Annotated in this window: 24 protein-coding genes and 1 pseudogene; 13 read left to right on the forward strand and 12 right to left on the reverse strand. The window is 63.8% G+C overall.

The genetic code is table 11. The annotated features are described in order from the left end of the window. Nucleotides 1-191: 191 nt before the first annotated feature. Entirely contained in the window at nucleotides 192-1,127 is a 936-nt protein-coding gene (argC, locus tag P8014_RS12785; RefSeq protein WP_337817710.1) for an N-acetyl-gamma-glutamyl-phosphate reductase, read from the reverse strand. A 109-nt stretch (nucleotides 1,128-1,236) separates the two neighbouring features. On the opposite strand from argC, the gene P8014_RS12790 reads away from it, so the two are divergent. Further along, nucleotides 1,237-2,025 (forward strand): LysR family transcriptional regulator, encoded by a 789-nt coding sequence (locus tag P8014_RS12790; RefSeq protein ID WP_337817711.1) that lies wholly within the window; start codon nucleotides 1,237-1,239, stop codon nucleotides 2,023-2,025. Here the strand turns inward: P8014_RS12790 and P8014_RS12795 are convergent. After that, a complete protein-coding gene (locus P8014_RS12795; protein ID WP_337817712.1) occupies nucleotides 2,010-3,254 on the reverse strand; it encodes an FAD-dependent oxidoreductase in 1,245 nt (414 codons plus the stop codon). The genes P8014_RS12790 and P8014_RS12795 overlap by 16 nt on opposite strands. A 266-nt stretch (nucleotides 3,255-3,520) precedes the next feature. Here P8014_RS12795 and P8014_RS12800 point away from each other — a divergent pair, with 266 nt between their 5' ends. After that, complete coding sequence (locus tag P8014_RS12800; RefSeq protein WP_337817713.1) at nucleotides 3,521-5,854, forward strand: molybdopterin-dependent oxidoreductase; 2,334 nt, start codon at nucleotides 3,521-3,523, stop codon at nucleotides 5,852-5,854. A 23-nt stretch (nucleotides 5,855-5,877) separates the two neighbouring features. On the opposite strand, the gene P8014_RS12805 is transcribed toward P8014_RS12800, so the two are convergent. Continuing rightward, nucleotides 5,878-6,795: a LysR substrate-binding domain-containing protein gene (locus P8014_RS12805; protein WP_337817714.1), complete on the reverse strand. Its 918-nt coding sequence runs from the start codon at nucleotides 6,793-6,795 to the stop codon at nucleotides 5,878-5,880. 113 nt (nucleotides 6,796-6,908) lie between these two features. Between P8014_RS12805 and P8014_RS12810 the strand changes: the two genes are divergently transcribed. The 3 genes from P8014_RS12810 to P8014_RS12820 all read left to right on the forward strand — a co-directional run bounded on the left by P8014_RS12810 (nucleotide 6,909) and on the right by P8014_RS12820 (nucleotide 8,384). Continuing rightward, the gene (locus P8014_RS12810) at nucleotides 6,909-7,253 is read left to right on the forward strand and encodes an aldo/keto reductase (protein ID WP_337817715.1); all 345 of its coding nucleotides are present in this window, start codon (nucleotides 6,909-6,911) and stop codon (nucleotides 7,251-7,253) included. Beyond that, nucleotides 7,250-8,023, forward strand: a complete 774-nt coding sequence (locus P8014_RS12815) for an aldo/keto reductase (RefSeq protein ID WP_337817754.1) — start codon at nucleotides 7,250-7,252, stop codon at nucleotides 8,021-8,023. Before P8014_RS12810 ends, P8014_RS12815 begins: the two co-directional genes overlap by 4 nt. 97 nt (nucleotides 8,024-8,120) lie before the next feature. After that, nucleotides 8,121-8,384, forward strand: a complete 264-nt coding sequence (locus tag P8014_RS12820) for a hypothetical protein (protein ID WP_337817716.1) — start codon at nucleotides 8,121-8,123, stop codon at nucleotides 8,382-8,384. A gap of 85 nt (nucleotides 8,385-8,469) precedes the next feature. Here the strand turns inward: P8014_RS12820 and P8014_RS12825 are convergent, their stop codons facing one another. From P8014_RS12825 to P8014_RS12835, 3 genes are all read right to left on the reverse strand, one after another. Next, nucleotides 8,470-9,249, reverse strand: a complete 780-nt coding sequence (locus P8014_RS12825; RefSeq protein ID WP_337817717.1) for an ATP-binding cassette domain-containing protein — start codon at nucleotides 9,247-9,249, stop codon at nucleotides 8,470-8,472. Beyond that, entirely contained in the window at nucleotides 9,246-10,313 is a 1,068-nt protein-coding gene (locus P8014_RS12830) for an ABC transporter permease (RefSeq protein WP_337817718.1), read from the reverse strand. The genes P8014_RS12825 and P8014_RS12830 overlap by 4 nt, the downstream gene beginning before the upstream one ends. Before the next feature lie 126 nt (nucleotides 10,314-10,439). Then, entirely contained in the window at nucleotides 10,440-11,651 is a 1,212-nt protein-coding gene (locus tag P8014_RS12835; protein ID WP_337817719.1) for a substrate-binding domain-containing protein, read from the reverse strand. Nucleotides 11,652-12,214: 563 nt separating this feature from the next. Between P8014_RS12835 and P8014_RS12840 the strand changes: the two genes are divergently transcribed. The 3 genes from P8014_RS12840 to P8014_RS12850 all read left to right on the forward strand — a co-directional run bounded on the left by P8014_RS12840 (nucleotide 12,215) and on the right by P8014_RS12850 (nucleotide 15,422). Continuing rightward, entirely contained in the window at nucleotides 12,215-13,354 is a 1,140-nt protein-coding gene (locus P8014_RS12840) for an ROK family transcriptional regulator (protein ID WP_337817720.1), read from the forward strand. A 148-nt stretch (nucleotides 13,355-13,502) separates the two neighbouring features. After that, nucleotides 13,503-14,369, forward strand: coding sequence for an AraC family transcriptional regulator (locus P8014_RS12845; RefSeq protein ID WP_337817721.1), 867 nt, complete (start codon nucleotides 13,503-13,505; stop codon nucleotides 14,367-14,369). A gap of 255 nt (nucleotides 14,370-14,624) precedes the next feature. Continuing rightward, on the forward strand, nucleotides 14,625-15,422 hold the full coding sequence (locus P8014_RS12850; protein WP_337817722.1) for a class I SAM-dependent methyltransferase: 798 nt from the start codon (nucleotides 14,625-14,627) through the stop codon (nucleotides 15,420-15,422). Between the two features lie 95 nt (nucleotides 15,423-15,517). Here the strand turns inward: P8014_RS12850 and P8014_RS12855 are convergent, their stop codons facing one another. From P8014_RS12855 to P8014_RS12875, 5 genes are all read right to left on the reverse strand, one after another. Then, complete coding sequence (locus P8014_RS12855) at nucleotides 15,518-16,474, reverse strand: helix-turn-helix domain-containing protein (RefSeq protein ID WP_337817723.1); 957 nt, start codon at nucleotides 16,472-16,474, stop codon at nucleotides 15,518-15,520. After that, nucleotides 16,471-17,046, reverse strand: a complete 576-nt coding sequence (locus P8014_RS12860) for an isochorismatase family protein (RefSeq protein WP_337817724.1) — start codon at nucleotides 17,044-17,046, stop codon at nucleotides 16,471-16,473. The genes P8014_RS12855 and P8014_RS12860 overlap by 4 nt, the downstream gene beginning before the upstream one ends. A gap of 937 nt (nucleotides 17,047-17,983) precedes the next feature. Continuing rightward, nucleotides 17,984-18,610: a LysE family translocator gene (locus tag P8014_RS12865; RefSeq protein WP_337817725.1), complete on the reverse strand. Its 627-nt coding sequence runs from the start codon at nucleotides 18,608-18,610 to the stop codon at nucleotides 17,984-17,986. 40 nt (nucleotides 18,611-18,650) lie between these two features. Next, on the reverse strand, nucleotides 18,651-19,412 hold the full coding sequence (locus tag P8014_RS12870; RefSeq protein WP_337817726.1) for an ABC transporter permease: 762 nt from the start codon (nucleotides 19,410-19,412) through the stop codon (nucleotides 18,651-18,653). Continuing rightward, nucleotides 19,409-20,365 (reverse strand): ABC transporter ATP-binding protein, encoded by a 957-nt coding sequence (locus P8014_RS12875; protein WP_337817727.1) that lies wholly within the window; start codon nucleotides 20,363-20,365, stop codon nucleotides 19,409-19,411. Before P8014_RS12875 ends, P8014_RS12870 begins: the two co-directional genes overlap by 4 nt. Nucleotides 20,366-20,558: 193 nt before the next feature. Here P8014_RS12875 and rsxB point away from each other — a divergent pair, with 193 nt between their 5' ends. The 3 genes from rsxB (at nucleotide 20,559) to nth (ending at nucleotide 22,652) form a co-directional block, all read left to right on the forward strand. After that, complete coding sequence (gene rsxB, locus P8014_RS12880) at nucleotides 20,559-21,344, forward strand: electron transport complex subunit RsxB (protein ID WP_337817728.1); 786 nt, start codon at nucleotides 20,559-20,561, stop codon at nucleotides 21,342-21,344. 133 nt (nucleotides 21,345-21,477) lie between these two features. After that, nucleotides 21,478-21,912, forward strand: a complete 435-nt coding sequence (locus P8014_RS12885) for a hypothetical protein (protein WP_337817729.1) — start codon at nucleotides 21,478-21,480, stop codon at nucleotides 21,910-21,912. A gap of 98 nt (nucleotides 21,913-22,010) precedes the next feature. Continuing rightward, on the forward strand, nucleotides 22,011-22,652 hold the full coding sequence (gene nth / locus P8014_RS12890) for an endonuclease III (protein WP_337817730.1): 642 nt from the start codon (nucleotides 22,011-22,013) through the stop codon (nucleotides 22,650-22,652). A gap of 10 nt (nucleotides 22,653-22,662) precedes the next feature. On the opposite strand, the gene P8014_RS12895 is transcribed toward nth, so the two are convergent. Continuing rightward, complete coding sequence (locus tag P8014_RS12895) at nucleotides 22,663-23,499, reverse strand: undecaprenyl-diphosphate phosphatase (protein WP_337817731.1); 837 nt, start codon at nucleotides 23,497-23,499, stop codon at nucleotides 22,663-22,665. Nucleotides 23,500-23,675: 176 nt separating this feature from the next. Here P8014_RS12895 and P8014_RS12900 point away from each other — a divergent pair. After that, nucleotides 23,676-24,376, forward strand: a pseudogene (locus tag P8014_RS12900) (ferredoxin--NADP reductase). Between the two features lie 55 nt (nucleotides 24,377-24,431). Then, nucleotides 24,432-26,099: an acyl-CoA dehydrogenase family protein gene (locus P8014_RS12905; protein WP_337817732.1), complete on the forward strand. Its 1,668-nt coding sequence runs from the start codon at nucleotides 24,432-24,434 to the stop codon at nucleotides 26,097-26,099. Nucleotides 26,100-26,155 lie beyond the last annotated feature (56 nt).

A 26,155-nucleotide genomic window follows, 5' to 3' on the forward strand; every position in this document is an offset into this window, starting at 1 on the left:
CCCACTCGCCGGACGCCATACGCCCGAATGAGCCGGGCCAAGGCTTGCGCCTCCATGCATATGCTGTGGCACTGTCTGCAGCAGCGCTCTGCTTGCCTTTCCTAGCCTCGGTCAATCCGTAAATACGTACGATCTTTGCAACAAAGCGCGAACCGATGGCGCACTGAAAACGCAACAGGCATCAAAAACACTCACTCGACAGTCCCATTAAGCATCAGATCCAGGTTTTGCACGGCCGCACCGGCCGCCCCTTTGCCAAGATTGTCGAACACGGCGGTCAGCAGAATCTGCCCGCTTTCACGGTTGGCGAACACGGCCAATTGCATTTCGTTGCCGCCATTGCAGAGCTCGGGATTCAGGTAGCCCAGTTCGGCGGCGGATGCGGGCGGAAGCACGTGCACATACGGCGTATCAGCGTAGTGCTGCGCCAGACGGGCATGCATTGATTCCACGTCGCCCCCACCGGGCAGCAAGCGTTGCTGCAGCGGGATACACATCACGATGCCCTGGCGGTAAGCCCCATAGGCCGGAACGAATACGGGCGGAAAGGTCAGACCGGCGTATTGCTGGATCTCCGGCACATGCTTGTGCCTCAGCCTAAGACCGTACACCTGGAATGCCGGCGCTTGCGCCGCATGCTCACCTTCGTACAGCTCAACGCCCGCGCGCCCCTGACCGGAATAGCCGGACACGGCTTGAATAGTCACCGGATAGTCCCGGGGCACCAGCCCCGCCCGCACCAGCGGAGACAACACACCGACGGCGCCCGTGGAATAGCAGCCCGGATTGGTGACCCGCTTCGACTGCGCAATCAGCTGCGGCTGCCCGGCCTGCCATTCCGGAAAACCATACACCCAACCATGAGTGGTTCGATGCGCCGAGCTGGCGTCAATCACGCGCACGGCCGGATTATCCAAAAGACTGACGGCCTGGCGTGCAGCATTATCCGGCAGACAGAGAATGGCGATGTCGCACTCGTTCAACGCCCGGCTGCGCTGCTTCACGTCTTTGCGTGACTCCGGCGGCAGAGTGTCGACGGCAATGTCGTCGCGCCCCTGCAGACGTGCGTGGATCTGCAAACCCGTGGTTCCCTGGTCACCGTCGATAAACACCCGCGCCAAACTCATCTGTGGACTCCCGTGTGAGTTTCGATGGCCCTATCCTGCCGCGCCCCATAAAATCAGGAAAGTTGTAATTACTGCTCTCTAAATTCATATTTTCTGAACACTGATCGCTATGCGGGAATTCAATCTGGACCAGTTGCGCACGCTGGTCGTGATCGTTGAGCACGGTTCCTTCGCCGAAGCGGCGCGCCGGCTGCACTTGGCGCCACCGACGGTCAGTCTGCACATTTCCGAACTGGAAACGCGGATCGGCGCGCGCCTGCTCTCACGCACTCGCGGAGCGGTACGGCCCACGGCTATCGGGGAAAGCCTGGTTGAGCACGCACGCCGCCTGCTGGCCGACGTCGCTCACGTAATGGATGACATGGCCCGTCAGTCCAAGGGACTGGCTGGCCGGGTACGCATCGGCTCCTCCACCGGAGTGATCGCACATCTGCTGCCGCGGGCGCTGGAGATCCTGGCAGACACTCATCCGGGCATCGACGTGCAGATCGCCGTGCTGACCTCGCATCAGTCGTTGGAACGACTGGCGAGCGGTGCTTTGGACATAGGCATTGTCGCGCTACCGCAAGCGAAAGTGGCTGGGCTGGTCATCGAGCCATGGCGACGCGATCCGATACTGGCCTTTCTGAAAGCCGCTCAGGAGAACCCCGCGGAAGGAGCACCTTGCTGCCACACGAAGAAGGGGCCCTCCTGTCCGACCAGCGCGTCGTTACTCGGCCACTTGATCCACCGCTGTGGCGAGAGCTGGGGATGGCGTATCGGCAAGGCGAACATGAGCCGGCTACGGCATATCTGCTGCAGGCACTGTTCAGCCTGCAGCAGCAGTAGCACGGACTTCACTGGGATCTCGACGGATAGGGTCGGCAGCAATCCCCACACTGCTTACGCCGCAGTCTGAATCCTCTTCACCGGCGACAAGGCAGGCGCCACGCCTTCGCTCTTCCCGTCGATGATGTCGGCGAGAATCCGGCCCGTGGTCGGGCCTAGCGTCAGGCCCTGATGGCCGTGCCCGAAATCGAACCATAGCCCCGGATGGTTGGGGGCTGCGCCGACAACCGGCAGCATATCGGGCATGCAGGGCCGGTGGCCGAACCAGACTTCGCCGTTCACCGGCTCGCCGATATCCATCAGCTCGCGGGCGCCGGCCAGGCCGCGCTCGACCTGGCGCAGATTGATGGGCGCGGAGCGGTCGACCAGTTCGGCGCCGGTCGCGATCCGCAGGCCGTAGGTCATCGGCGACAGCACCACCCCGTTGCCAACGTCCATGATGGGACGGTTCAAGGTCGCGGTCATGCTGAAATGCCGATGGTAGCCGCGCTTCCAGACCATCGGCACGCGATAGCCGAAACGCGCCAGCACGTCCGGCGACCACGGCCCCAGCGCGACGACCACGTCGGACGCCTGCAGCGGGCCCTCTTCGCTGTGCAGATGCCATGCGCTCCCTTCCTGGCGCAGGCTCTGCGCATCGCCTTTCACGATGCGCCCGCCGCGCGCGGCGAACAGGCGGGCATAGGCGCCGACCAGACCACCCGGATCGTTCGTCGACCAGGTTTCGGTCCAGTGCACGGCGCCGGGCACCTCTTTGCGCAAGGCCGGCTCCTCGGCCATCAGGGCCGCACCGTCGAGCACGCGTGACTCGACGCCATAGGTCTTGCGCACGCGCTCGGCTTCGCTTACCGCCTCGTCGAACTCGCGGGGATCGCGGTACAACTGGTAGAAACCGGCTCTGCCGATGAGATCGTCCGCGCCCGCCGCTTCGATCAGCGGCCCGTGATCGGCCGTCGAACAGGCGATCAGCTTCGAATAGGTCTGCGCGATGGCGCGGTGGCGGTGCGTGGCGGAGGAGCGGAAGTAGCTCCACAGCGGCGAGGCGGACTTGAGCACGTCGCCCAGGCGATAGACGATGTCGTTGCTGCGGCCGGTCGCATAGCGCCACAAGGTCGGCAGGTCACGCGGGATGGCGTAGGGTTCGGCCGCCTCCCTCTGGATCAGGCCGGCATTGCCGTAGCTCGTTTCATGCCCGGGTTCACCACGCTCGAGCACCGTCACCTCATGCCCGCGTTCCTGCAGTGCAAGCGCCGCGCCGATGCCCACCATCCCTGCGCCAAGTACTACTATCTCTGCCATCCTAGCCTCAACCGTTGCTGTTGCCGCCGAAAACCACGACACCCCGGGCCGGAGCGACATGGCGGTATACCGCATTGTCGCCAGTCAGTCCTTCCAATTCCAGAGGGAGATCATACGTCCGCTTCTCTGCCGACGCATGTCCGGATATGTACTTGCCCACAACCGTCCACTTCTGCAATCTTGTCGGCAACACTTAGCCGCCATGAATATCCTGCCGGCATGCCTGCAAACTTCCCTGAAAAGCACATCCCGAACCGGAGACCGTCATGGACCTGCGCCGCATGACCGCCACCCACTGGGGCAACTTCCTCGTCGACCGGACTCCCGGCGGCGCGCTGTCCGTGACCCCTGCGCCCGGCGACGACCGGCCCTCCGCCATCGGCCGTTCGCTGACGGCGACCCAGGATCCACGCTGCCGGATCGCGCGCCCCGCCATCCGCCGCGGCTACTATGAACACCGCCGCGCCAGCGACACCACCCAACGCGGACGCGAGCCGTTCGTCGAAGTCAAGTGGGACGAAGCGCTGGATATCGCCGCGCATGCGCTGAGCGAAGCGCGCGATGCGGGCGGTAACAAAGCCATCTACGCCGGCTCCTACGGTTGGGCCAGCGCCGGGCGGTTCCATCATGCGCAAGGGCAGATACATCGCTTCATGCGCCTGTTCGGCGGCTACACCGATTCGGTCGACAGCTACTCCTTCGCCGCCGCCGAAGTCCTGATCCCGCACGTGCTGGGCATGAATGCCTACTACGCCGCGGCACAAGCGCCGACCACGCAGGAGATCGCGCAGCATTGCAGGCGCATCGTCTTCTTCGGCGGCGCGGCGGTGCGCAACGCACAGGTCAACTCCGGCGGCATCGGCCGCCACGACGCCGCCGAGCATTTCGCAGCCATCCGCGATGGGGGCGTCGAGGTCGTCAACATCAGCCCGATCCGCGACGACGTGCTCGACAGCCTCGACACCCGCTGGCTGGCCTGCCGGCCGAACAGCGACGTGACGATCATGCTCGGCATGCTGCATACGCTGATCGTCGAGGACCGCTACGACCGCGAGTTCGTGAGCACCTACTGCACCGGCTTCGACCGCCTCGCCGACTACGTCACCGGCCGCGATGACGGCCGACCCAAGGATGCCGCCTGGGCATCCACGCTCTCCGAACTGCCGGCCGAGGAGATCCGCGCGCTGGCCCGCAGCATGGCCGAAGAGCGCTGTCTGATCGGAGTCACCTACTCCCTGCAGCGCGCCGAGCACGGCGAACAGACGCACTGGGCGGCCTGGGCGCTGGCCGCGGCGCTCGGTCACATCGGCCTGCCGGGCGGTGGCGTACTGATGGGCACGGGGGTCGAGCGCATGAACACCATGCAGCGCCGCTACCTGCCGTTCAAGATCGGCACCATCCCGCGGCCGCCCAACCCGGTGCAGGACGTCATCCCGGTCGCACGGATCGCCGACCTGCTGGAACATCCCGGCGAGACCTTCAGCTACAACGGCCGAACGCTCACCTATCCGCACATCGACCTTGTCTACTGGGCCGGCGGCAACCCGTTCCACCACCACCAGGACATCAACCGCCTGCGCCGCGCCTGGACACGGCCCAAGACCGTCATCGTCAACGAGCCCAACTGGACCACCACGGCGCGCATGGCCGACATCGTATTCCCGGTCACCTCGCCGCTGGAGCGCAGCGACTTCGCCGGCAGCAGCATGGACCACTGGCTGACGCCGATGCACGCGGTGCTCACCCCCTACGGCGAGGCACGCGACGACTACGCCGTGTTCATCGGGCTGGCAAAGCGGCTGGGGTTCGAGGCGGAATTCACCGAGGGACGCGACGCGGACGAATGGCTGGAGCATCTCTGGGACGTCACCCGTCGGAACGCCGGGGAAGTCGGCATCAGCCTGCCCGGTTTCGCCAGCTTCAGGGAAGGACCGGCGCTGGACCTGCGCCCGATGCTGGAAGAACGCCCACTGGTGCTCGAACGCTTCCGGCAGGATCCGGCCGGCCATCCGCTGGACACGCCCTCGGGCAGGATCGAGCTGTTCTCGCAAACCATCGCCGATGCCGGCTGCCCCGACTGCGTCGGCCACCCGGCGTGGTACGACAAGCGCGAGTGGCTCGGCAGCCCCCAGGCCGAGCACTTTCCTCTGCACCTGCTGTCCAACCAGCCGGCCACCCGCCTGCACAGCCAGCTCGACCACGGCGTCACCAGTCAGGAATCGAAGATCCGCGGGCGCGAACCATTGCGCATGAATCCGCGCGACGCCGCGGCGCGGAACATCCGCGACGGCGACGTGGTGCGGGTGTTCAACGACCGCGGCGCCCTGCTCGCCGGGGCTCGCGTATCGGACGCGCTGCGGCCGGGCGTCGTACAGCTCGCCACCGGCGCCTGGTACGACGTGCTGGACCCGGCGGACCCGCTGAGCCTGGAAATCCACGGCAATCCCAACGCGCTGACCAATGACATCGGCTCGTCCTCGTTCGCACAGGGGCCGTCCGCGAACAGTTGCCTGGTCGAGATCGAGAAATACACGGGCGACCTACCGGAGCTGGGCGTCTTCTCGCCCCCGCCGCTCATCGATTCCCCTAAACCGGCGTAGGCGGGCGGGAGCGGCAAACAACCTCAGCGCGCCGGCTCGCGCAGGCCGCGAGCGTGCGCCTGCCAATAGTCGATGAAACAGCGCAGCTTGGCGGGCAACTGCCTCCGGCTCGGATAGTAGAGGTGAAAACCCGACAGCGTGGGGCAGGCACGCTCCAGCACGCGCACCAGGCGGCCGCTGGCCAGATGCGCCGCGGCCGTGCATTCCAGCACGTACCCCAAGCCGAAGCCGTCCAGCGCGGCGCTCACCATGGCCCCGGTGTCGTTCACCGTGATCGGACCGTCCACCTGCATCTCGATCTCCCGCCTGTCCTTGAGCAGCTCCCAGCGATACACCACACCGCCGGTCGGCATGCGAAAGCGGATGCAGTCATGGGCGTGCAGATCCTCCACCGACAGCGGTACGCCTCTACGCGCCAGATAGTCGGGGGTGGCGACGATGACGATGCGCTCCTCGCGGCTCAGCGGCACGCTGACCATGTCCTGCACCACCGATTCGCCCAGTCGGATACCCGCATCGAATCCCGGCTCGACAATGTCCGAGAAACCGTCGTCGAAGCACAGTTCCAGTTCGATGTCCGGATATGCCGCATGGAACGCGGGCAGAACGGGCTGCAACAGACCGCTGTAGGCCGGGCGCGGCAGGTTGATCCTGAGCAGTCCGGCCGGCCGGTCGCGAAACTCCTGTACGGTTTCCAGGGCATCGAACAGATCGCCCAACGCCGGCCCGGCCCTGGCCAGCAGACGCTCGCCGGCCTCGTTCAGCGCCACGCTGCGCGTGGTGCGGTTGAACAGCCGAACCCCCAGGCGTTCCTCAAAGGCCCTGAGCGACTGGCTGACGGCCTGCGGACTCACCTCGAGTTCGGCAGCCGCGGCAGTGAAGCTGCGCAGGCGCGCCACGGTCGTGAACGCAATGAAACCGTCGAGTTGCTTGAAACGCACGGCCATTATCAATAAGTACTTTAAAAGTCATTAAGACTATACGTATTTATCGCATAACAAACAAAGCCCAGACTGCGCTCATCGCACATCTCGACTTCACCAGGAGAAACGCCATGAGCCTTGATCGCTACTTCACTCTCGGCAACAGCGGTCTGCGCATAAGCCGCCTCGCCCTCGGCACCATGACCTTCGGCACAGACTGGGGCTGGGGCGCCGACAAGGAGACCGCCCGCGCCCTGTTCGACGCCTACGTCGACGCCGGCGGCAACCTGATCGACACCGCCGATCTGTACACCAACGGCATCAGCGAACAATGGATCGGCGAGTTCGTAAAAGAACGCGGGCTGCGGGACCGCATGGTGATCACGACCAAGTTTTCCTTCAGCGCCGACCCGGCAACCCCAACGCCGGCGGCAACGGGCGCAAGAACATCCTGCGCGCGGTCGAGGGATCCCTGAAGCGGCTGAACACCGACTACATCGACCTCTATCTCATGCACGCCTGGGACACCCTGACGCCCGCCGAGGAAGTAATGCGGACCTTTGACGATCTGGTACGTACGGGCAAGGTGCGCCACGTCGGCATGTCGAACGTGCCGGCCTGGTACGCCAGCCGCGCGCAAACCATCGCCGAGCTGCGCGGCTACGAACCGCTGTCCGCGCTGCAGCTCGAATACTCCCTGGCCGAACGCGGCATCGAGAACGAGTACCCCGTACTGGCTACGCAGCACGGCATGGGCGTGATGGCCTGGAGTCCGCTGGCCAGCGGTCTGCTGTCGGGCAAGTACAGGCCGTCGCAGTCCGGCCAGTTCGGCGAAGGCCGCCTGCAGACGATGAGCGGCAGCGGGAATCCGGCGTTCGAGAAACTGACCGGACGCAATTTCGCCATCGTCGCCGAACTCGAAAACGTCGCCCGCGAGACCGGACACAGCATGGCGCAGGTCGCCATCAACTGGGTCGCCGGACGTCCCGGCGTCGGATCGGTGCTGATCGGCGCCACCAAGTCGGCGCAGCTCGAAGACAATCTGCACGCGCTCGACTTCGAGCTGCCGGCGGAGCTGCGCACCCGCCTGGACGAGGCCGGCGCACCGCCTGCCGCCTACCCCTACACCTTCTTCACCCCCGGCATGCAGGCGATGCTGACCGGCGCCAACGCAATCGGCGACAAACCCGAGGGCTACGCACCGCGCAGGTTGATCCAGGCGCAGACCGCCGGCGTGCAAAACTGACTCCAATCCACCTCCGCTCGCGCAACACAGCAAGCTCGGTCAGGGTATATGACCTAGTGCGGCGGGCATGTACGCTCTGAATTGAGGAGGCAGGGCAGTGGACAGGGCAAGAGCGACGGCATACGCCTGGTACGACACACTGGACCCGACGGATCCGCTGAGCCTGGAAATTCATGGCAATTCCAATGCCCTGACCAACAACATCGGAACCTCGTCGTTCACGCAGGGACCGTCGGCGAACAGCTTCCTGGTGGAAGTCGAGCGATACGACGGCGCGCTTCCCGAGCTAAAGGTCTTCGCGCCGCCGCCGCTGGATGCGCGCCCCCTCGGGCGGCAGGAGGAACGCCGGACGGCACCTTGAGGAAGGTGCCGGATTTTGGGGATTTCACGTCGATCGTCCCGCCGGCGAACGGGGATGACGCAGTCGCCGCGCTGCGGCAGCGCGGCTAGCTGGCCATCTGCATCTCGTCTGGCTGACGCGCGCCGGTCATGAAGGCGACCGCATCGGACATGGTGTAATCGGCCGGATTGATGACACAGAGCCGCTTGCCGAGACGATGGATGTGAATGCGGTCCGCGACCTCGAAAACACTCGGCATGTCGTGCGAGATCAGCACAATCGGAATGCCGCGCGCCTTCACGTCGAGGATCAGATCGAGCACGTGCCGGGATTCCTTGACGCCCAACGCCGCGGTGGGCTCGTCCAGAATTACCACCTTGCTGCCGAAAGCGACGGCCCGCGCCACCGCCACGCTCTGCCGCTGGCCGCCGGACAGGGTTTCGACCGCCTGGGAAATATCCTGAATGGTCTGCACTCCTAGGTCGGAGATCTTTTCCCGCGCGACCTCCTCCATCTTCTTGCGGTCGAGCATGCGCAAGGCCTTGCCGAGGAAGCCCGGCTTTCTCAGCTCGCGGCCCATGAACATGTTGTCCGCAATGGACAACGCCGGGGACAGCGCAAGCGTCTGATAGACCGTTTCGATGCCGGCTTGACGCGCCTCCAGCGGCGAAGAAAACCGAACCTCCTTGCCTCCCACCAAGACCTGCCCCTCGTCCGGGCTCAAGGCTCCCGTCAGGACCTTGATCAGCGTGGACTTGCCCGCACCGTTGTCACCGATCACAGCGAGTATCTCGCCCGGATACAGGTCGAAATCCGAGTGATCGAGCGCGGTTACCACGCCGAATCGTTTGACGACATTCCGTGCTTCGAGGATGGGCTGAGTCATGCCGACACCTTCCGTATCCATTGGTCCACCATCACCGCCACGATGATGAGCGCGCCGATGAGCAGATAAGTCCACTGCGGATCGAAACCCGCCATGCGCAGGCCGAGGGTGAAGACGCCCACGATGAGGCCGCCGAAGAAGGCGCCGTAAATGGAGCCCCGCCCACCGAACAGGGAAACCCCGCCGATCACCACGGCCGTGATACTGCTGATATTCGTCAGTTCGCCGGCCTGCGGCGTCACCGCGCCGACGCGCCCGATCATCACCCAACCGGCCAGCGCGCAGATAAGACCCGACAAGATGTAGACGGAATACAGGATGCGCTTGGTTCGCACGCCCGCCAGGCGCGCCGACTCCGAATCGTCCCCGACGGCGTAGACATAACGCCCCCAACTGGTTTTGAACAGCGCATAAGCGAACAGCGCGACAAGCAGGAACATCAGAATCACGCCGTACGTCAAGGAAGCCCCCAGAACGTTGAACGTGTTGCCGAGAAACAACAGCGCCGGCGCTTTCGCCTGCAGCGTCTGAAACTGAATGGATTCGTTGTTCGAGTACAGATAGTTGGTAGCCAGATAAATCTGCCATGTGCCCAGGGTGACGATAAACGGCGGCAGCTTGATGTTCGCGACCAGCCAGCCGTTGATCACACCGCAAACCAGACCGACGAACAAACCGAGCCCGACGGCCAAGGGACCGGGAAATCCGTAGTGCATGACGGCGTGCCCCATCACGACCGTACTCAACACCATGATGGCGCCGACGCTTAGATCGATGCCGGCGGTCAGGATGATCAGCGTCTGCGCGACGGTGACGACGCCGATGACTGACACCTGCTGCAGTACCAGGGTCAGCGTGAACGGCGACAGAAACCGATGGCCGAGAAGAATGCTGAAACCGATGACGGCCATGAGCAGAACCAGCAAGGGCACGATCGAGGGCGTGCGGTGCAAGAGATGCTGGATACGCTTGATGAATGACCGATCGCTCGAAAAATGCGGGTCACTGCTGCTCTTTTGAGAATCTGGAAACGCAGCCCCCGGCTCAAGAGGTTGTGTACTCACCCCGTTCTCCCCGTTCTGAAGTGTGCTTGGCGCAGAATGCGGTTTCCCGCTACCGACATGGGATGCGGCTTGAGGCGGTTATGCGTTGCGCCGCCCCAAGCCCATTTCGCGGCCTGGGCGTGAGTACTAGGACTTAGTGTAGCCCCAACACATCTTGGCCCCTTCAGCCGGACTGATCGACGGCACGCCCGGAACGGGATGCGCGGTCACCAGCTTCACGCCGGTGTTGAAGTAGGGCAATCCCTTGCTGGGCTTAGGCACCGTGCCGTCCTTCTTGTACTGCACCAAGGCCTCGAGCGCCTTGACGACCATGCGTTTGGGGAACTGCATGGCATCCGCGTCGATGATTCCCTGTTTGACCCACTTGATCCCGGGGCAACTGCCGTCGATCGCCACCAGCTTGGCCTTGCCCGCACGCCCGGAGGACTTCAGCGCCTGATAGGCGCCGAACGCAGCCGGTTCGTTGATCGCATAGACCAGATTGATGTTGTTGTTGATCGCGAGCAGTTGCTCCATCGCCTTTAGGCCGCCCTTCTCGTTTCCACCAGACACGGCGTGACCAACGATGCGCGGATCGGTTTCGTCGCCCCATTTGTTGGGGTTCTTGAGGGCGATGCCGAATCCCTTCAGGAAGCCCTGGTCGCGTTCGACACCGACCGACGGCTGATTGATGGCCAGATCGATCATGCCGATCTTGGCGGACTTCGCCTTGGCTCCGAGGGTCTTCAACGCCCAACGGCCATCAAGCTCGCCAGCCTCGAAATTGTCGGTGGCGAAGGACACCTGCGCGGTATCTATCGGATTAAGCAGCGTATCGACCGCGATGATCAGCACGCCTGCCTTGTGCGCCTGGTCGAGGGTGTGCGCGATGCCCTTGGGCGAAGAGGCTGCAATGATGATCGCATCGACTTGATTGGCGACGCAGGTCTGGACGTCGTTCACCTGCGTGGCATTGTCACCATCATACTTGCCGGCATACGAATAAAGTTTGATGCCAAGCGCCTTGGCCTTGGCCGCCGCCGCATGCTGCATGGTGATCCAGTAAGGATTGTTGTCCGTCTTGGTGATCAGACAGGCACTGAGCTGTGCCGCACTGGCCTGAGCGCACGAAAAACCCAGGAGGGCGGCACATGCCACACCCAATCCCAAAGCCTTTTTGTTGAACTTTATAGGCATGTAATCTCCTCCGCTAAGCATGAATCCACAATTGAAAACCCAGCTGCAGTCTTCGCAAGGATCGCCGCGTATAATTTTCTCGGTCGTTAATTCCCGTTGAAATTCCCGACCTACCGTTTTCCCTACGATAACGCTTGGCAAAGCCGTTTCGCGGTGCGCCATCTGTAGGATCATCGGGAGTTATAGCGCGCGTCACGAATAAATCAAGTAGATTGATTAAAATAATTCAAGGGCTAATATCTCTCTCATCGGCCAGCGGCGGATAAGCCACCGATGCTTCGCAGGGAGCGAGCGAGGCCATATGCACAGACGAAGCGTTCGGACGGCGGAGACACCGTCCGAGGCGGTTTCGGCGCGATAATGAGCGCCCAGGATGCACAACGCACGGCTATTTGAATCACAGTCCTGGAATCAGGCTGAAACAGGCATCGCCAATGACCAGAGGGCCGGCGGATCGCCTGCGGATGCAGACCGCCGACGCGCTTGAGAGCTGTCGGAGCAGTCCGGAGACGGCGCTTGGACGCGTTCGAATTCCGACAGCAGGATGGGTGGTGAAAGTCACGCCGTCCCTGTCCGTCGATTCCTACATGCACACACATACGCGATGAGGAGAGGAGGTAATTCATGCATGGCGACCGTTTATGAACAGAGCCGGCTCTAAACGCCCTGGACCTCTGTCGCACGGTTCCAACCAGGGGGGAATGAGGCAGTTCAACGAGCGCGTGGTGCTGCAGACCATCCGCCTGAACGGCAGTTGTTCGAAAGCGCAAATCGCGCGCATGACCCACCTGTCGGCCCAGACTGTCCAGCAGATCATGGGCAGGCTGGAGGAGGACGGGCTGGTCATCAAAGAGGCCCCTGTAAAAGGCAAGGTCGGCCAACCCTCGGTGCCGATGGCGCTGAATCCGGATGGCGCATTTTCGATCGGCATAAACATCGGACGGCGCAGCACAGACCTGTTACTGGTCGATTTCAGCGCGCAGATGCGCGAATGTCTGAGCTTTTCGTACGACGTGCCCGATCCGGCCGAGATCTTCGGAAAAATCCAGCAGACTTTGCGCTCTCTGACCGACACACTTGGTCCGGACAAAGCCGAACTGATCAGCGGCATCGGCGTTACGGCGCCATTGGAGATTCAGGACTGGGGCGAATTGCTCGGATTCCCGCCGGATTACGAGCAGAGATGGAAGCACATCGACCACGTCGCCGAGATCGAGAAATTCTGCTCTCTGCCGGTTGATTTCGTGAAGGACACGGCGGCCGCCTGCGTCGCAGAACTGGTGGTCGGTCAGGGACGCAGCCTGCGCAGTTTTCTGTATTTCTACGTAGACGTCTTCATCGGCGGCGGCCTGGTAATCGACAGTCAGCTCCATCACGGCCTGCACGGCAACGCCGGCGCCGTGGGTTCCATGCCGTTATCCGCGGGCCACGGAGACCAACAACGCAAGCCCCCTCAGCTCTTGAGCGTCGCCTCGCTGCTGAATCTTGAAATGCGCTACAGAGCCCGCGGACTCGCCCCTGACGCCTGGAGCGATGAGCGGGCCCTCCAGGCACCGTGGCATGAAGAAACCGATCAATGGCTGGCGCAAAGCAGCGCGGCCATAGCGATGACGATCAATGCCGCAGCGAGCCTACTCGACTTCGACGGCGTAATCATCGATGGTTCCTTCGACCGCGGGGTCCTGACGGCGTTGCTCGACGGCGTTGGGCAGGCCATGACTTTCCACTCCTGGAAAGGAGTCGATATGCCGCTGTTACGGGCAGGCAAGGTCGGTGCGAATGCGCGTGCGATGGGCGGCGCGCTGCTTCCGCTCTACGCCAATTTCAGCCCTAATCCGGAATCGTTCCTGAAACTCGTGCCATAGATCTCAAGTGGCACGTCGACAGGTGGCTGCACGGACGGTCTACGGCCCCGTGCAGTACCTGCCTCCCACATCGGCAACACAGCAAGCTCGGTCAGGATATGACCTAGTGCAGCGGGCATAGTGCGTCCTGAATTGAGGAGGCAGGGCAGTGAACGGAACAAGAGCGACGGCCTATGCGCAACGGCTCGGCAAGGTGTTCGACTATATCGACGAACACCTTGCCGAAGAGTTGTCCGTGGAACGCCTGAGCCAGGTGGCGAATTTCTCGAAATTCCACTTCCACAGACAGTTCTCGCAGTACGCCGGCATCAGCGTGGCCCGCTATATCCAGCTCATGCGGCTCAAACGCGCCTCGTATCGGCTCGCCTTTGGAGATACGCGGATCATCGACATCGCCCTGGAGGCGGGCTTCGAGAATCCCGAGTCGTTCTCGCGCGCATTCAAGAGCGCCTTCGGCCAGACGCCCTCTCAATTCAGGAAACGCCCGGCCTGGAAGCCGTGGCATGAACGCTATCAATTCCCGAACCGAGAGAGGACACAGATCATGGAAGTAAACATCGTCGACTTCCCGCAAACCAGCGTGGCCGCGCTGGAACATCACGGCCCTTCCGAGGGCGTCAACGACTCGGCCAAACTGTTCATCGAATGGCGCAAGACCAGCGGTCACTCGCCGGTCAAGACCAGCGAAACCTTCGGCGTCGCCTACGACGATCCCGACACGACGCCGCCGGAAGACTTCCGCTTCGACATCTGCGGTTCGATAACCGCGGCCATCCCCGAGGGCAACCCGCAGGGTGTGGTCAACAAGCTGATCCCGGGCGGCCGCTGCGCCGTCGTGCGTCACTTCGGTTCGCACCAGCGCATCGGTGAGGTCGCATACTTCCTGTACCGCGACTGGCTACCCGAAAGCGGCGAGGAACTACGCGACTTCCCGCTGTTCTTCTGTTACCGCAATCTGATGCCGGAAACGCCGGAACACGAGTTGGTGACGGACGTGTACCTGCCGCTGAAATGACCGATCGCCCCGCCTTCGCGGCGGGGCCTTTCAGCTACCGCCGCCGGCCGAGCGCAAGGTGCTCGACGCGCTGGCCGCGGGCTTCGCCGAACTGGCGGCCGAGGGACGCTGCCTGTCCGTGCCCTGAGCGGGCAAAACCGCCATTGTGAGTGGACCGGCCGACACGACGACGCCATGCGGTACGGATTTGCCCGACAGGCTGCCGCCATAGCAAACTGCCGCCTCCCTCACGTACACGCCCCATCGAGACAGACCATGACCGATCTCGCCAATATCACCGCCGCCAATCGCGCCGCCTGGGATGCCTCGGCCCCGCTGCACAAGCAGACCGAGGAATGGAACGCATTGGTGGCGGGCTTCGCGCAGCCGGGCTTCAGCGTGCTCGACGAAACGCTGACGGCGACCTTGTCTTCGCTGCAGCCTCAAGGCAAACGAGCCGTGCAGATCGGCTGCAACAACGGGCGCGAACTGCTGTCCATGGCCGCACTGGGCGCGGCCCCGGCGCTGGGCATCGACCAGTCGTCCGCTTTCCTCGAACAGGCCGAACAGCTTGCCGCCATCGCCGGGGCGAATTGCCGCTTCCTCTGCGCCGACATATACGACTTGCCGCCGGACGTATCGCGAGGATTCGATCTTGGCCTCATCACCATCGGCGTGTTGAGCTGGATGCCGGATCTGGAGCGTTTCTTTGCCGTGGTGTCGGAACTGCTCACGCCGAAGGCACCATTGGTGATTTACGAAACTCACCCGATTCTGGAAATGTTCGATCCCGAGGCAGCGGACCCGTTCAAGCCGGTGCGCTCGTATTTCGAACTCGAACCCTTCGTATCGAACGAAGCGATCACCTACGACGGCAGCCGGGAACAGACCAGCATCGACTCCTACTGGTTCACTCACACGCTTGGCGACATCGTCACAGCCTGCGCCGCGGCCGGATTCGCCATCGAGCGTCTGCGCGAACATCCGCATTCGAACCGCGAAGTGGACTACGACATCTATACGCAGCGTCCAGCGCAGCTGCCGATGTGCTTCACCTTGGTCGCGCGCAAGTAACCAGCACGCGCGAAACGGCAGGGAAGACGCCGAGAGATACGGCATCCCGGTCCGTTCGCAGACGCATCATCCGATCTTCACCGCTATTCGCGCGGTCAATGCGCCGACCGGCCACGCAGCACGCCCGGCGGCTGCGCCTCCCAGCGCCGCCATACGCGGCGCAGCTGATGCGCGGAGCTGAAACCGGCCCGTTCGGCGACGCGCTCCATATCCAGGTCGCTCTGCGTGACCAGATCGCGCGCCAGCGCCAAGCGCAGGCGCTGCATGTACTCCAGCGGCGTGCAGCCGGCATGCTCGGCGAACAGCCGCGCAAGATGGCGGGAACTGGTGCAGGCGACCTCCGCCAACGCACGTGACGACCATTCGGCGCAGGGTTCGGCGACGACAGCATCCTGCACGCGGTGTACGGCCGCGTGCAGATGGTTGCGGTGCAGCAGCCAGGGCGACAACGCCGGATCGGACCCGGCGCGGCGCAGGTACACGACCATCGCGCGCGCCACCTCGCCCACCGTCGCCATGCCCAGATCGCGCCCGATCAGGTACAGGGCCAGGTCGATGCCGGCAGTGATACCGGCGCTGGTCACCACCGGCCCGTCCTCGACGAAGATGCGGTTGTCGTGCACTTGCGCACTCGGCTCCGCCCGGCGCAGCTCGTCGAGGTGTACGTGATGGGTGGTGCACTCGCGTCCCACCAACAAGCCGGCATGCGCCGCGAACAGCGCACCCGCGCAGACGCACATCAGCGTCACCCGCTCGTCGACCGCCCGCGCCAGCCATTCGCTCAACGCGCGTGCCGGCTCAGAGTCCATGTCGAAATCGGCGGACACCACGCCCGGTACGAGCGCGATGGAGCCCTCGGCAAGCACCTCCGGCAGCGGCTCCAGCCTCGCCAGCTCCAGCCCCACCCCCGACCGCAACTGCGGCAACGGCGAGGCATAACGCAGCGCATAACTGCCGGGCACGAGCTGATTGGCGATGCGAAACGCTTCCGCCGGCCCCGCCACGTCGAGCAGGACCACCGACGGCGGCAGCGCGAACACCACTTCTCTCACGCCAGCGCTGCCTCCGGCGTAACGATGGTGGCGAAACGCCCGGCCAGCACCAGCTCCGTACAATCGCGGATATCCTGCGCCGAATACGTCCGCCCGGAGGGCGAAGTCATCGGGAAGGTCAGCGTGGCGTCGGTCACGTAGCGCACCTCGAAGCCCAGGTCGGAGGCATGGCGCGTGGTGGTCTCGCAGCACTGCTCGGTACGGATGCCGGTGACGACGACGCGCTCGATACCGTTCTTGCGCAGCCACTGCTCCAGCGTCGCGCCTTCCTCGTTGCGCCCGAATAGGGCCGAGTGCACCTGCTTGTAGAACACAGCCTCGGGCTCGATGCGCAGCTCGGGCAAGGTGGCGACGAAGCCCGAATCGCGCGAGAAGGAGCCCTGCGGACCTTCGCTGTCATCCGTGTGGAACACCTGGAGCACCGGCACACCCGTCTCGGAAGCGTGGTCGACGACTTGCTGCAGGTTGGCGAAAAAGGCGGGGGCCTCGTCTTCGCTCCAGTACGGGCGTTGGCGGAAAGACTGCTGCACGTCGATGACGAGCAGGGCTGTGCGTTTGCTTGCGGCACTCATGTTCCGTTTCCTTGCGGTATGGATGAGGACACATCATCGCCTCGCTCCATGGCTTGAACGATAGCCTATTGTGACGATAGGCGGTCATAAAAGGACATCTATTAGCTTTGTGCGGACGCGGGGTCTTTCAGGCGCTAATCTGCGTCTGTGATTTTAATTTTGTGTGAGTGAAGGCGGCGTACTTGCTGGCTTCGGTGATCGGTTTCGGGCGCGATTCAATGTTTGGAGATTCGCTTGATCGAGGTGACGCGCCCGAGCCGGTTTGTTCGGCGCATCCCTGCGCCTCACCCCTTCGGGGCTGGCGCGAAAAATCGTTCCCGACGATTTTTTCTTTGAAATGCGCAAAGAAACCGGCGAAAGAAACGCACCCCCAGGATCGCTTGTCCCTATCGGGCAACCTCGCGAACGTACCCCTGAACGGGGCCCTCAGCCATTCGCGTCCTGCGAAGGGCTGCTTGGCCGGCGTCCTGCCGGCCATCCCCGCCCAGGCGCACGTCCGCGAGGCAAGCGATCAGGGGGGGCCGAACGTCAAAACACGGCTCCCGTAGGTTGGGGTGAGTGCAACGAACCCCAACATGAGCTGCACCGCCCGCGTTGGGGTGCGCTTCGCTTACCCCAACCTACGTTTCCGATTCGTAGTTCAGCGGCTTGGGACGCGTCCTGTTTTGATTCTCCGGTTCCCGTTAGGCCTTGCCTCGAGCGTGCGCCCCGGCGCGGGGTCGGGCGGCAGGGACACGAAAAGGGCCTCTGCGCATGAACAATGGGAAGTGGCATCTGCGCATCGCACCACCAGCCGAAGTCAGAAACGTCGAATCGCGCCCGAAACAGGCCACCATGGCTTACCAGACACCGATTTCAGTCATCGTACGCCAAAAAACACCCGCCGCTGATTCACACCAAGAACCATCGCCTCGGCATACCGCCAACCAACCAACAATCAAACACCACGCTTGGCAAACAAAACCCACGCCCCCGCCACCGTCAACAGCGAACCACCAGCCAAATTGAAATAGCCCTGCGCCCGCGGCGTATTCAGGACCTTGCGGATGCTGGCGGCGAACAGCGTGTAGAGCGTCGCGCTGATCGCTGCCACGACCACGAACGTCACGGACAACAGCCAGAGTTGCGGTACGGCCGACGCGCCGGGATTCACGAACTGCGGCAGGAAGGCGATGAAGAACATGATGCCCTTCGGGTTGAAGGCCGTGACCAGATAGGTGTTGGCGAACAGCCGGCGGCGCGTGCCCGGCACAGCCGCTGCCGCCTGCGGCGCGCTGCCGCGACCAGAACGGGCCAGTTTGATGCCGATATAGATGAGATACAGACCGCCCACCCATTTCACCGCCTCGAACCACAGCGCCGAGGTCGCGAGCAGCGCACCGAGACCGAGCAGCGATAAGGTCAGCGCCGTGGCGTCGCCAAGCATCACCGCCAGAACCAGCAGTGCGCTGTTGCCCCGCCCGTGGCTGACCGAATAGCTGACCAGCGTGAGCGCCGTCGGGCCCGGAATCGCCACCAGGAGCGCGGAAGCCGCGACGAAGGCCAGCCAGAGATGCATGCTCATGAGCCGTTTTCCTCTGTGTTGGTTACATCCGCCGCCCGGATCAGCTCTTGAGCCGATAGCCGGTCCTGAATATCCAGTAGACCACCGCCAGACACAGGAACAGGAACAGCAGCGTCATGCCGAGGCTCATGCCTATGCTGACGTCGCCGGAACCGTAGAAGCTCCAGCGGAAACCGCTGACCAGATAGACCACCGGATTGAACAGCGACACGGTCTGCCACACGGGCGGCAACATCTTGATCGAATAGAAACTGCCGCCGAGAAAGGCCAACGGCGTGAGGATCAACGTCGGCACCACGGAGAGCTTCTCGAAGTTGTCCGCCCAGATGCCGATGATGAAACCGAGAAGACTGAAGGTGACCGAGGTCAGCAGCAGGAACAGTGACATCCACACCGGATGGACGATCTGCAGCGGCACGAACAGCGAAGCCGTGGCGAGAATGATCAGGCCGAGGATCACCGACTTGGTCGCCGCGGCACCGACATAGCTCAACACCGCTTCCAAGGAGGATACCGGCGCCGTCAGCAGCTCGTAGATGGTGCCGGTGAACTTCGGGAAATAAATGGCGAAGGAAGCGTTCATCACGCTGTTGGTCAACAGCGTGAGCATGATCAGGCCGGGCACGATGAAGGCGCCGTAGCTGATGCCGTCCATGTGCGTGATGCGCGAGCCGATCGCCGCACCGAACACCACGAAATACAGCGAGGTGGACAGCACCGGCGATACCACGCTCTGGATCAGAGTACGCCGCATGCGCGTCATCTCGAAACGGTAGAGCGTCCAGACCGCGCGCAGGTTCATGCTCTGTCCTCCACCAGATTCACGAAGATATCCTCCAGCGAACTCTGTTTCGTGTTCAGGTCGGAAAGATGGATGCCGGCCTCGTGCAGATCGCCGAGCAGGGCGGCGATGCCCGTGGCCTCGGCCCGCGCATCGTAGGTGTAGAGCAGTTCGCTGCCGTCTGCCGCGAGGCTGAGATTGTAGGCCTCCAGGCCGGACGGCAGATGCTCGATCGGCGCCTGCAGGTTCAGGGTGAGCTGCTTCTTGCCCAGCTTGCGCATCAGCTCCGTCTTTTCCTCGACCACGACCAGTTCGCCCCGGTGGATCACGCCGATACGATCGGCCATGTCCTCGGCCTCCTCGATGTAGTGCGTGGTCAGGATGATGGTCACGCCGGTTTCGCGCAGTTGGCGCACGAGCTGCCACATCTCGCGACGCAGTTCCACGTCGACGCCCGCGGTCGGCTCGTCGAGAAACAGAATGTCCGGCTCATGGGCCAGCGCCTTGGCGATGAGTACGCGGCGCTTCATGCCGCCTGAGAGCGTCATGATGTGGTTGTCGCGCTTCTCCCACAGCGACAGATCCTTCAGTACCTTTTCGATATACGCGGGATTCGGCGGTTTGCCGAACAGGCCGCGGCTGAGACTGGCCGTCGTCCACGGACTGATGAAGACGTCGACGGTCAGCTCCTGGGGCACCAGGCCGATCATGGCCCGCGTGCGGCGGTACTCGCGCGCGATATCATACCCGCCGACCAGCACCCGCCCGCCGCTGGGCCGGACAAGGCCGCAGATGATGCTGATCAAGGTGGTCTTGCCGGCGCCGTTCGGCCCCAGCAGCGCGAAGATCTCGCCCTTGCGAATCTGCAGGCCGACGTCCTTGAGCGCCTGGTAGCCGGAATTGTAGGTCTTGGACAGATGCGAGATCGAAATGATCTCGTCGCCCCCTGCATGGGTAGCTCGATTCGTGGTCATGCGGATTCCTTGCAACGATTCGACGGACGGCCGAGGCTGCGCCGAAGAGGCACAGCCGCCCGTTGGAAACGAGTCTATTCCATATACCGCTCCGAGGCATGTCCTGCAACCGCGGTTGCACTCGCACTCGGCGCTGCCCGATACTTGCCCGCCGCCATCACGCACCGCAGCAGCCCGACACACCGCACATCCAATGCCGTACCTCGTCGCCCTGACCCTCATCTGCCTGCTTGGCCTCGCCCTGCTGTCCGGCTACGCGTTCTTCGCGCGCCGGCGTGCCGCGGCCCGCCCGCCCCTGGCCGATCGCATCGATGCACTGCTGCCGCAGACCCAGTGCGGCCAGTGCGACTACCCCGGCTGCCGCCCGTACGCCGAAGCGATCGCAAGGAACGAAGCCGACATCAATCAATGCCCGCCCGGAGGCGATGACGGCATACGGGCCCTGGCCAGGCTGCTCGGACGTGCACCCAAGCCGCTGAACACCCGTCACGGGGAACACAAGGAAAAGGCCGTCGCGCGCATCGACGAAGACGTCTGCATCGGCTGCACCCTGTGCATTCAGGCCTGCCCGGTGGACGCCATCCTCGGCGCCGCCAAGCTCATGCACACCGTGATCGAGGACGAATGCACCGGCTGCGAGTTGTGCCTGCCACCCTGCCCGGTGGACTGCATCAGCATGGAACCGCCCTCTCCCGAAGCTCTGCATCGGCCGCTGTTCGAGACACGCCGCAGACACGAGCGGCGCAAGGCCGACAAGGCCCGGCAGCGCTATAACGCGCGGCAGCGGCGGCTGGCCGAAGAGCAGCGGGAGCGGGAAGCGCGCATGGCAAGAAAGAAACAAGCGGCGAAGGCGGCCGTGGAAGATCCGCGCAAGGCCGCGATCCGGGCGGCGATCGAGCGCACGCGGGCCAAGAAGAAACAGGCAGCGACCGAAGCCACAGCCCAACGCCATACCCCGGTGGCGCCGGACAAGGGTTGAATTTCGGAAAACCCTGATATACTGCTGGACTACCAAGACCTTGCAGGCTAGGGGACGCACCCTGCCGGACGGCAGCCAGGCGGCCCACGAAGCCAGAGAAACGAAACTACTACACCAAGAGGAGAGCCCCAGCATGTCCGGTCACTTTCCGTTTTCAAGCAACCAAGGTACGCGCTACGGCCTCGCCCCGCGCATGTCGATCAGCGCCTTCTTCGAGAAGAACCAGTTCAACACGGAATTGCAGGAGACCTACTACAAGTGGTGGTACGACTGGGCCAAGGCCTTCGTCGATCAGGACGCCGACCTCAAGGCCACGATGGGTCTGCGCTTCAACCACTATCCGATGGGCCAGCACTCCGAACACGCCTTCCATCTGAACGGCAAGTACTGGGCCAGTTGCATGGACGATCTGGGCGGCTTCATCCGCAACCTGATCATCCCCAAGCTCGACCATGACGCCGAACACGCGCTCACCGAAGAGCACGAAAAGCTGGTGCACGATCTCAAGGCCAAGGCCACCGAGAGCTACGAGCCCGTTCCCGACGTCGGCCACTTCCGCCACGTCTGAGGCTTGCGCGAGCGAGCGTCGAAACGCTCCCCGCGCTACACTTGCGAGCCCCGCGTTGGCGGGGCTCGCTCGTTTTAGCCTCCGGATACCAGCCGACGATGAACGCCGCCAAACGTCACGCCATCTTCTCGCGCCTGCGCGACGCCAACCCGCATCCGACCACTGAACTGCACTACGAGACGCCCTTCGAACTGCTGGTCGCGGTGGTGCTGTCGGCACAGGCCACGGACAAGGGCGTCAACAAGGCCACGGCACGCCTGTTCCCGGTCGCCAACACGCCGCAGGCCATCCTCGATCTCGGACTAGACGGGCTGAAGGAACGCATCAAGACCATCGGCCTGTACAACGCGAAAGCGGAAAACGTCATCAAGACCTGCCGTCTACTGCTCGAACGCCATGGCGGCGAGGTGCCGCGCGACCGGGCGGCGCTGGAAGCCCTGCCCGGCGTCGGGCGCAAGACCGCCAACGTGGTGCTCAACACGGCCTTTGGCGAACCGACCATCGCCGTGGACACGCACATCTTCCGCGTCGCCAACCGCACCGGCATCGCACCGGGCAAGAACGTGCTGGAAGTGGAGAAACGCCTGCTGCGGCTGGTACCGGCGGAATTCCGCCAGGACGCGCACCACTGGATGATCCTGCACGGGCGCTACGTGTGCACGGCGCGCGCGCCCAAGTGCGGCGCCTGTCTGATCAGCGACCTGTGCGAGTTCCGCGACAAGGATCTGTCGCGGAAGTAGAACAAGCCTTTTACCCCAGGAACAGGGCGAGCCCGCCGAACAGCAGGCAGTAGGCGGCAAAGGGGCGCAGCGCGCTGAACTCGTGGCCCTTGAACCAGCGCATCAGGAACCAGGTCGAGAGCCAGGCGAATACGCCGGCGAGCACGCCGGAAATCACGATCCAGTGCAGCAGGCCATGCATAGCCGCACCGTGGTGCAGCAGCTTGGGCACTTCCAGCACGCCGGCCGCGGCGATGATCGGCGTGGCGAGCAGAAAGGAAAAGCGCGCCGCCGAACCGTAGTCCAAACCGGCGCTGAGGCCGGCCACCAGCGTCGCGCCGGAGCGCGACATGCCGGGAATCAGGGCCAGCGACTGCGCGATGCCGACGCCGAAGGCCTTGCCCCAGGTCAGCGTGCCGAGATCGCCGTTGGACGTCCGCCCCTTGAGCCAGTCGCCGAGCAGCAACATCAAGCCGTTGACCATGAGCATCACGGCGACGATCTGGAAGGCCGCAAACAGATGGCGAATCTGATGCTCCAGCGCCAGCCCGATCAGCCCGGCCGGTACCGTCCCTACCGCCAGCATCCACAACAACCGTGCGTCCGGGTCGCTGAACGAACCGCGCGCACGGATGAAACCGCCGAACAGCCGCGCCCAGTCGCGCCAGAAGTACAGCAGCAACGCCGTCGCCGTCCCCAGATGCAGCACCACGATGAAGGGCAGGAACCAAGGCGCGTCGCGGTTCATGGGCCAGTGCAGCATACCGGGAATCAGTACGCTGTGTCCCAGACTGCTGATGGGAAACAGCTCGGTCACCCCTTGCAGGACGGCCATCAGAAGCAGATGCAGACTGGATGGTTCGGACACGTGCGGGTTTCTCCGGACAGGCAAAAGGGGGAAGTGTAGCCGATGCGTGGCGGGCCATGAAGCGGCCAGGGCGTTACGGTTCGGTTAGCCGCCTATTGATCCGGCTTGCGACTTCCAATCCACCGGCCGCATAGTGACTCCGACACGCTCCGCCACAAGTGAGCTCGAACCCCGCCATGGACGACTGGCTCCAAGGCCGTATCACGCAAAAACACCACTGGACCGAACGCCTGTATTCACTGCGCATCGACGCCCCCATCAAGCGCTTCACGCCGGGGCGGTTCATCCGCATCGCGCTGGACATCGACGGCGAACAAGTAGCCCGCCCCTATTCCTGCGTCAATCCGCCCGGCGAGCCGGGTCTGGAGATCTACTACAACACCGTCGAGAACGGCCCCCTCACCACTGCACTGCTCGAGGTCGGCGAAGGCGATACGCTCTGGGTGGGACGCAACGCCGGCGGCTTCTTCACGCTAGACGAAGCGCCCAGCGCAGCTATGGATGCTCGCCACGGGCACCGGCCTCGGCGTGTTCCTGTGCCTGCTCGGAACCACGGAAGCCTGGTGCACACGCGGAACTCACCTACCGCGAGCGCAGCGAAGAAATTCGCAGCACACATTCCGATCACTTCGACTACATTCCCATGGTGAGCCGCGAATCCTGCGACTTCGCACTGGCAGGCCGCATACCCGCCGCGATCGTAGACGGCCGACTCGAACAACGCGCCGGCCTGCGCTTCGACCCGGAGCAGTCCCAGGTCATGCTGTGCGGCAACCAGGACATGATTCGCGACACCACGCAGGCGCTGTCCGAACGCGGTCTGCGCCGCAACCGGCGACGCACGCCGGGACACATCACCACGGAAAAATACTGGTAGGCCCGCGCGGATACCGAAAAGGTCCATCCGCGCGGGGTGATACGGGAGGACGCAGATGAGCACCAGGACGCCACAAGCCGACGCGGCAGCGAGCTACCGCGAAGTCTTCAACCAGCCGCCGCCGCTCTACCCGGGCAATGCCTACACCAGCGACACCGCGCTGCAGGAAGCGGTCGCCTGGGCCGGCCTGCAGGCGGACGATCCGCGCCTGACACAATATGGCGCCGTTGCCGGAGGTGAATTGCACGAACTGGGATTCACGGCCAACGAGCATCCCCCCGAACCCCGTTTCCTCGATTCGCAGGGCCTGCGTCTCGACGCCGTCGAGTTCCACCCCGCCTACCACCGCTGCATGTCTTTGGCCAAGGAACACGGACTGCACGGCCTTAGCTGGACCGGGACCGACCCCACGGCACGCATCGCGCGCAGCGTACTGTTCTATCTGCACTACCAGTTCGAAGCCGGCACCCTCTGCCCGATCACCATGACCCATGCAGCGATCCCGGCACTGCGCGAGACGCCCGCGGTCGCCGCCGCCTGGGAACCGGGCATCCTCGCGCCCTCCTACGACCCCACCGACCGCCCTGCCGCACAAAAATCCGGCCTGACCATCGGCATGGGCATGACCGAAAAACAGGGCGGATCGGACGTGCGCGCCAACACCACCCGTGCGACCCCGCTGGAAAGCGGCGGTCCCGGAACGGCTTACGCGCTCGACGGACACAAATGGTTCTTCTCCGCGCCGATGTCGGACGCCTTCCTCGTGCTGGCCCAGGCGCCGGGAGGACTGTCATGCTTCCTGCTGCCTCGCTGGCACCCGGACGGCACGCGCAACGGCCTTGTGCTGCAGCGTCTCAAGAACAAGCTCGGCGACCGCTCCAATGCCTCCAGTGAAGTCGAGTTCCACGACGCACGGGCGGTAATGGTCGGCGAGGAGGGCCGCGGCGTGGCGACCATCATCCAGATGGTCGCCGAAACCCGGCTGGACTGCATGATCGGCTCGGCCGGACTGATGCGCCAGGCCGTGGCGCAAGCCGTACACCACTGCAGCCATAGGGTGGCATTCGGCAAACCGCTGATCGAGCAGCCGCTGATGCGCAACGTACTCGCCGACCTGGCGCTGGAGGCCGAAGCGGCGATGTGGCTCGCCATACGCGTAGCCCGAACCTTTGCCGGAGCGGAAGCCTCGGAAGGCGAGGCCCTGCTCAAGCGCCTGGCGACGCCGATCGGCAAGTACTGGGTATGCAAACGCGCGGTACCGCTGGTCAACGAAGCGCAGGAGTGCCTCGGCGGCAACGGCTACGTGGAAGACTTTCTGCTCGCCCGCCTCTACCGCCAGGCGCCATTGAACGCCCTGTGGGAGGGCTCGGGCAACGTCCAGTGCCTCGACGTGCTGCGGGCGCTGTCCAAAACGCCGGCCGCACTGGACGCGTTCTTCGACGAATGCTCCGAGGCCCGCAAATCCGAACCACGCCTCGACCGGCATCTACGCTCGCTCGAACATGCACTGGCCGCCAGATCGGAACTCGAATTCGGTGCGCGCCGTCTCGTCGCCGGGATGGCTTTGGCCTTGCAAGCCAGTTTGCTGATCGGCGCCGCTCCGGCAACGGTGGCGGAAGCGTTCGTCGCCAGCCGGCTCAACGGCGTTGATGCCCGAACGTTTGGCGTACTGCCGGCCGGGCCGGGGGTAGAGGATATTCTGCAGCGGGCGATGCCGGGCTAACGCGCGAGCGCCAACGCCTCAAGGATTCATTCTGGGATAAACGTCTGCCTTGAAGC

The organism is Acidihalobacter sp. (genome assembly GCF_037381185.1).
Taxonomy (GTDB): domain Bacteria; phylum Pseudomonadota; class Gammaproteobacteria; order DSM-5130; family Acidihalobacteraceae; genus Acidihalobacter_A.

Coding starts and splice junctions, on each gene's coding strand:
- P8014_RS12850 (WP_337817722.1), top strand. CDS start 14,625: ATGACCGATCTCGCCAATATCACCGCCGCCAATCGCGCCGCCTGGGAT.
- argC (WP_337817710.1), bottom strand. CDS start 1,127: ATGAGTTTGGCGCGGGTGTTTATCGACGGTGACCAGGGAACCACGGGT.
- P8014_RS12835 (WP_337817719.1), bottom strand. CDS start 11,651: ATGGCGCACCGCGAAACGGCTTTGCCAAGCGTTATCGTAGGGAAAACG.
- P8014_RS12870 (WP_337817726.1), bottom strand. CDS start 19,412: ATGAACCTGCGCGCGGTCTGGACGCTCTACCGTTTCGAGATGACGCGC.
- P8014_RS12810 (WP_337817715.1), top strand. CDS start 6,909: ATGAGCCTTGATCGCTACTTCACTCTCGGCAACAGCGGTCTGCGCATA.
- P8014_RS12795 (WP_337817712.1), bottom strand. CDS start 3,254: ATGGCAGAGATAGTAGTACTTGGCGCAGGGATGGTGGGCATCGGCGCG.
- P8014_RS12825 (WP_337817717.1), bottom strand. CDS start 9,249: ATGACTCAGCCCATCCTCGAAGCACGGAATGTCGTCAAACGATTCGGC.
- P8014_RS12905 (WP_337817732.1), top strand. CDS start 24,432: ATGAGCACCAGGACGCCACAAGCCGACGCGGCAGCGAGCTACCGCGAA.
- P8014_RS12790 (WP_337817711.1), top strand. CDS start 1,237: ATGCGGGAATTCAATCTGGACCAGTTGCGCACGCTGGTCGTGATCGTT.
- P8014_RS12885 (WP_337817729.1), top strand. CDS start 21,478: ATGTCCGGTCACTTTCCGTTTTCAAGCAACCAAGGTACGCGCTACGGC.
- P8014_RS12865 (WP_337817725.1), bottom strand. CDS start 18,610: ATGAGCATGCATCTCTGGCTGGCCTTCGTCGCGGCTTCCGCGCTCCTG.
- P8014_RS12875 (WP_337817727.1), bottom strand. CDS start 20,365: ATGACCACGAATCGAGCTACCCATGCAGGGGGCGACGAGATCATTTCG.
- P8014_RS12860 (WP_337817724.1), bottom strand. CDS start 17,046: ATGAGTGCCGCAAGCAAACGCACAGCCCTGCTCGTCATCGACGTGCAG.
- P8014_RS12800 (WP_337817713.1), top strand. CDS start 3,521: ATGGACCTGCGCCGCATGACCGCCACCCACTGGGGCAACTTCCTCGTC.
- rsxB (WP_337817728.1), top strand. CDS start 20,559: ATGCCGTACCTCGTCGCCCTGACCCTCATCTGCCTGCTTGGCCTCGCC.
- nth (WP_337817730.1), top strand. CDS start 22,011: ATGAACGCCGCCAAACGTCACGCCATCTTCTCGCGCCTGCGCGACGCC.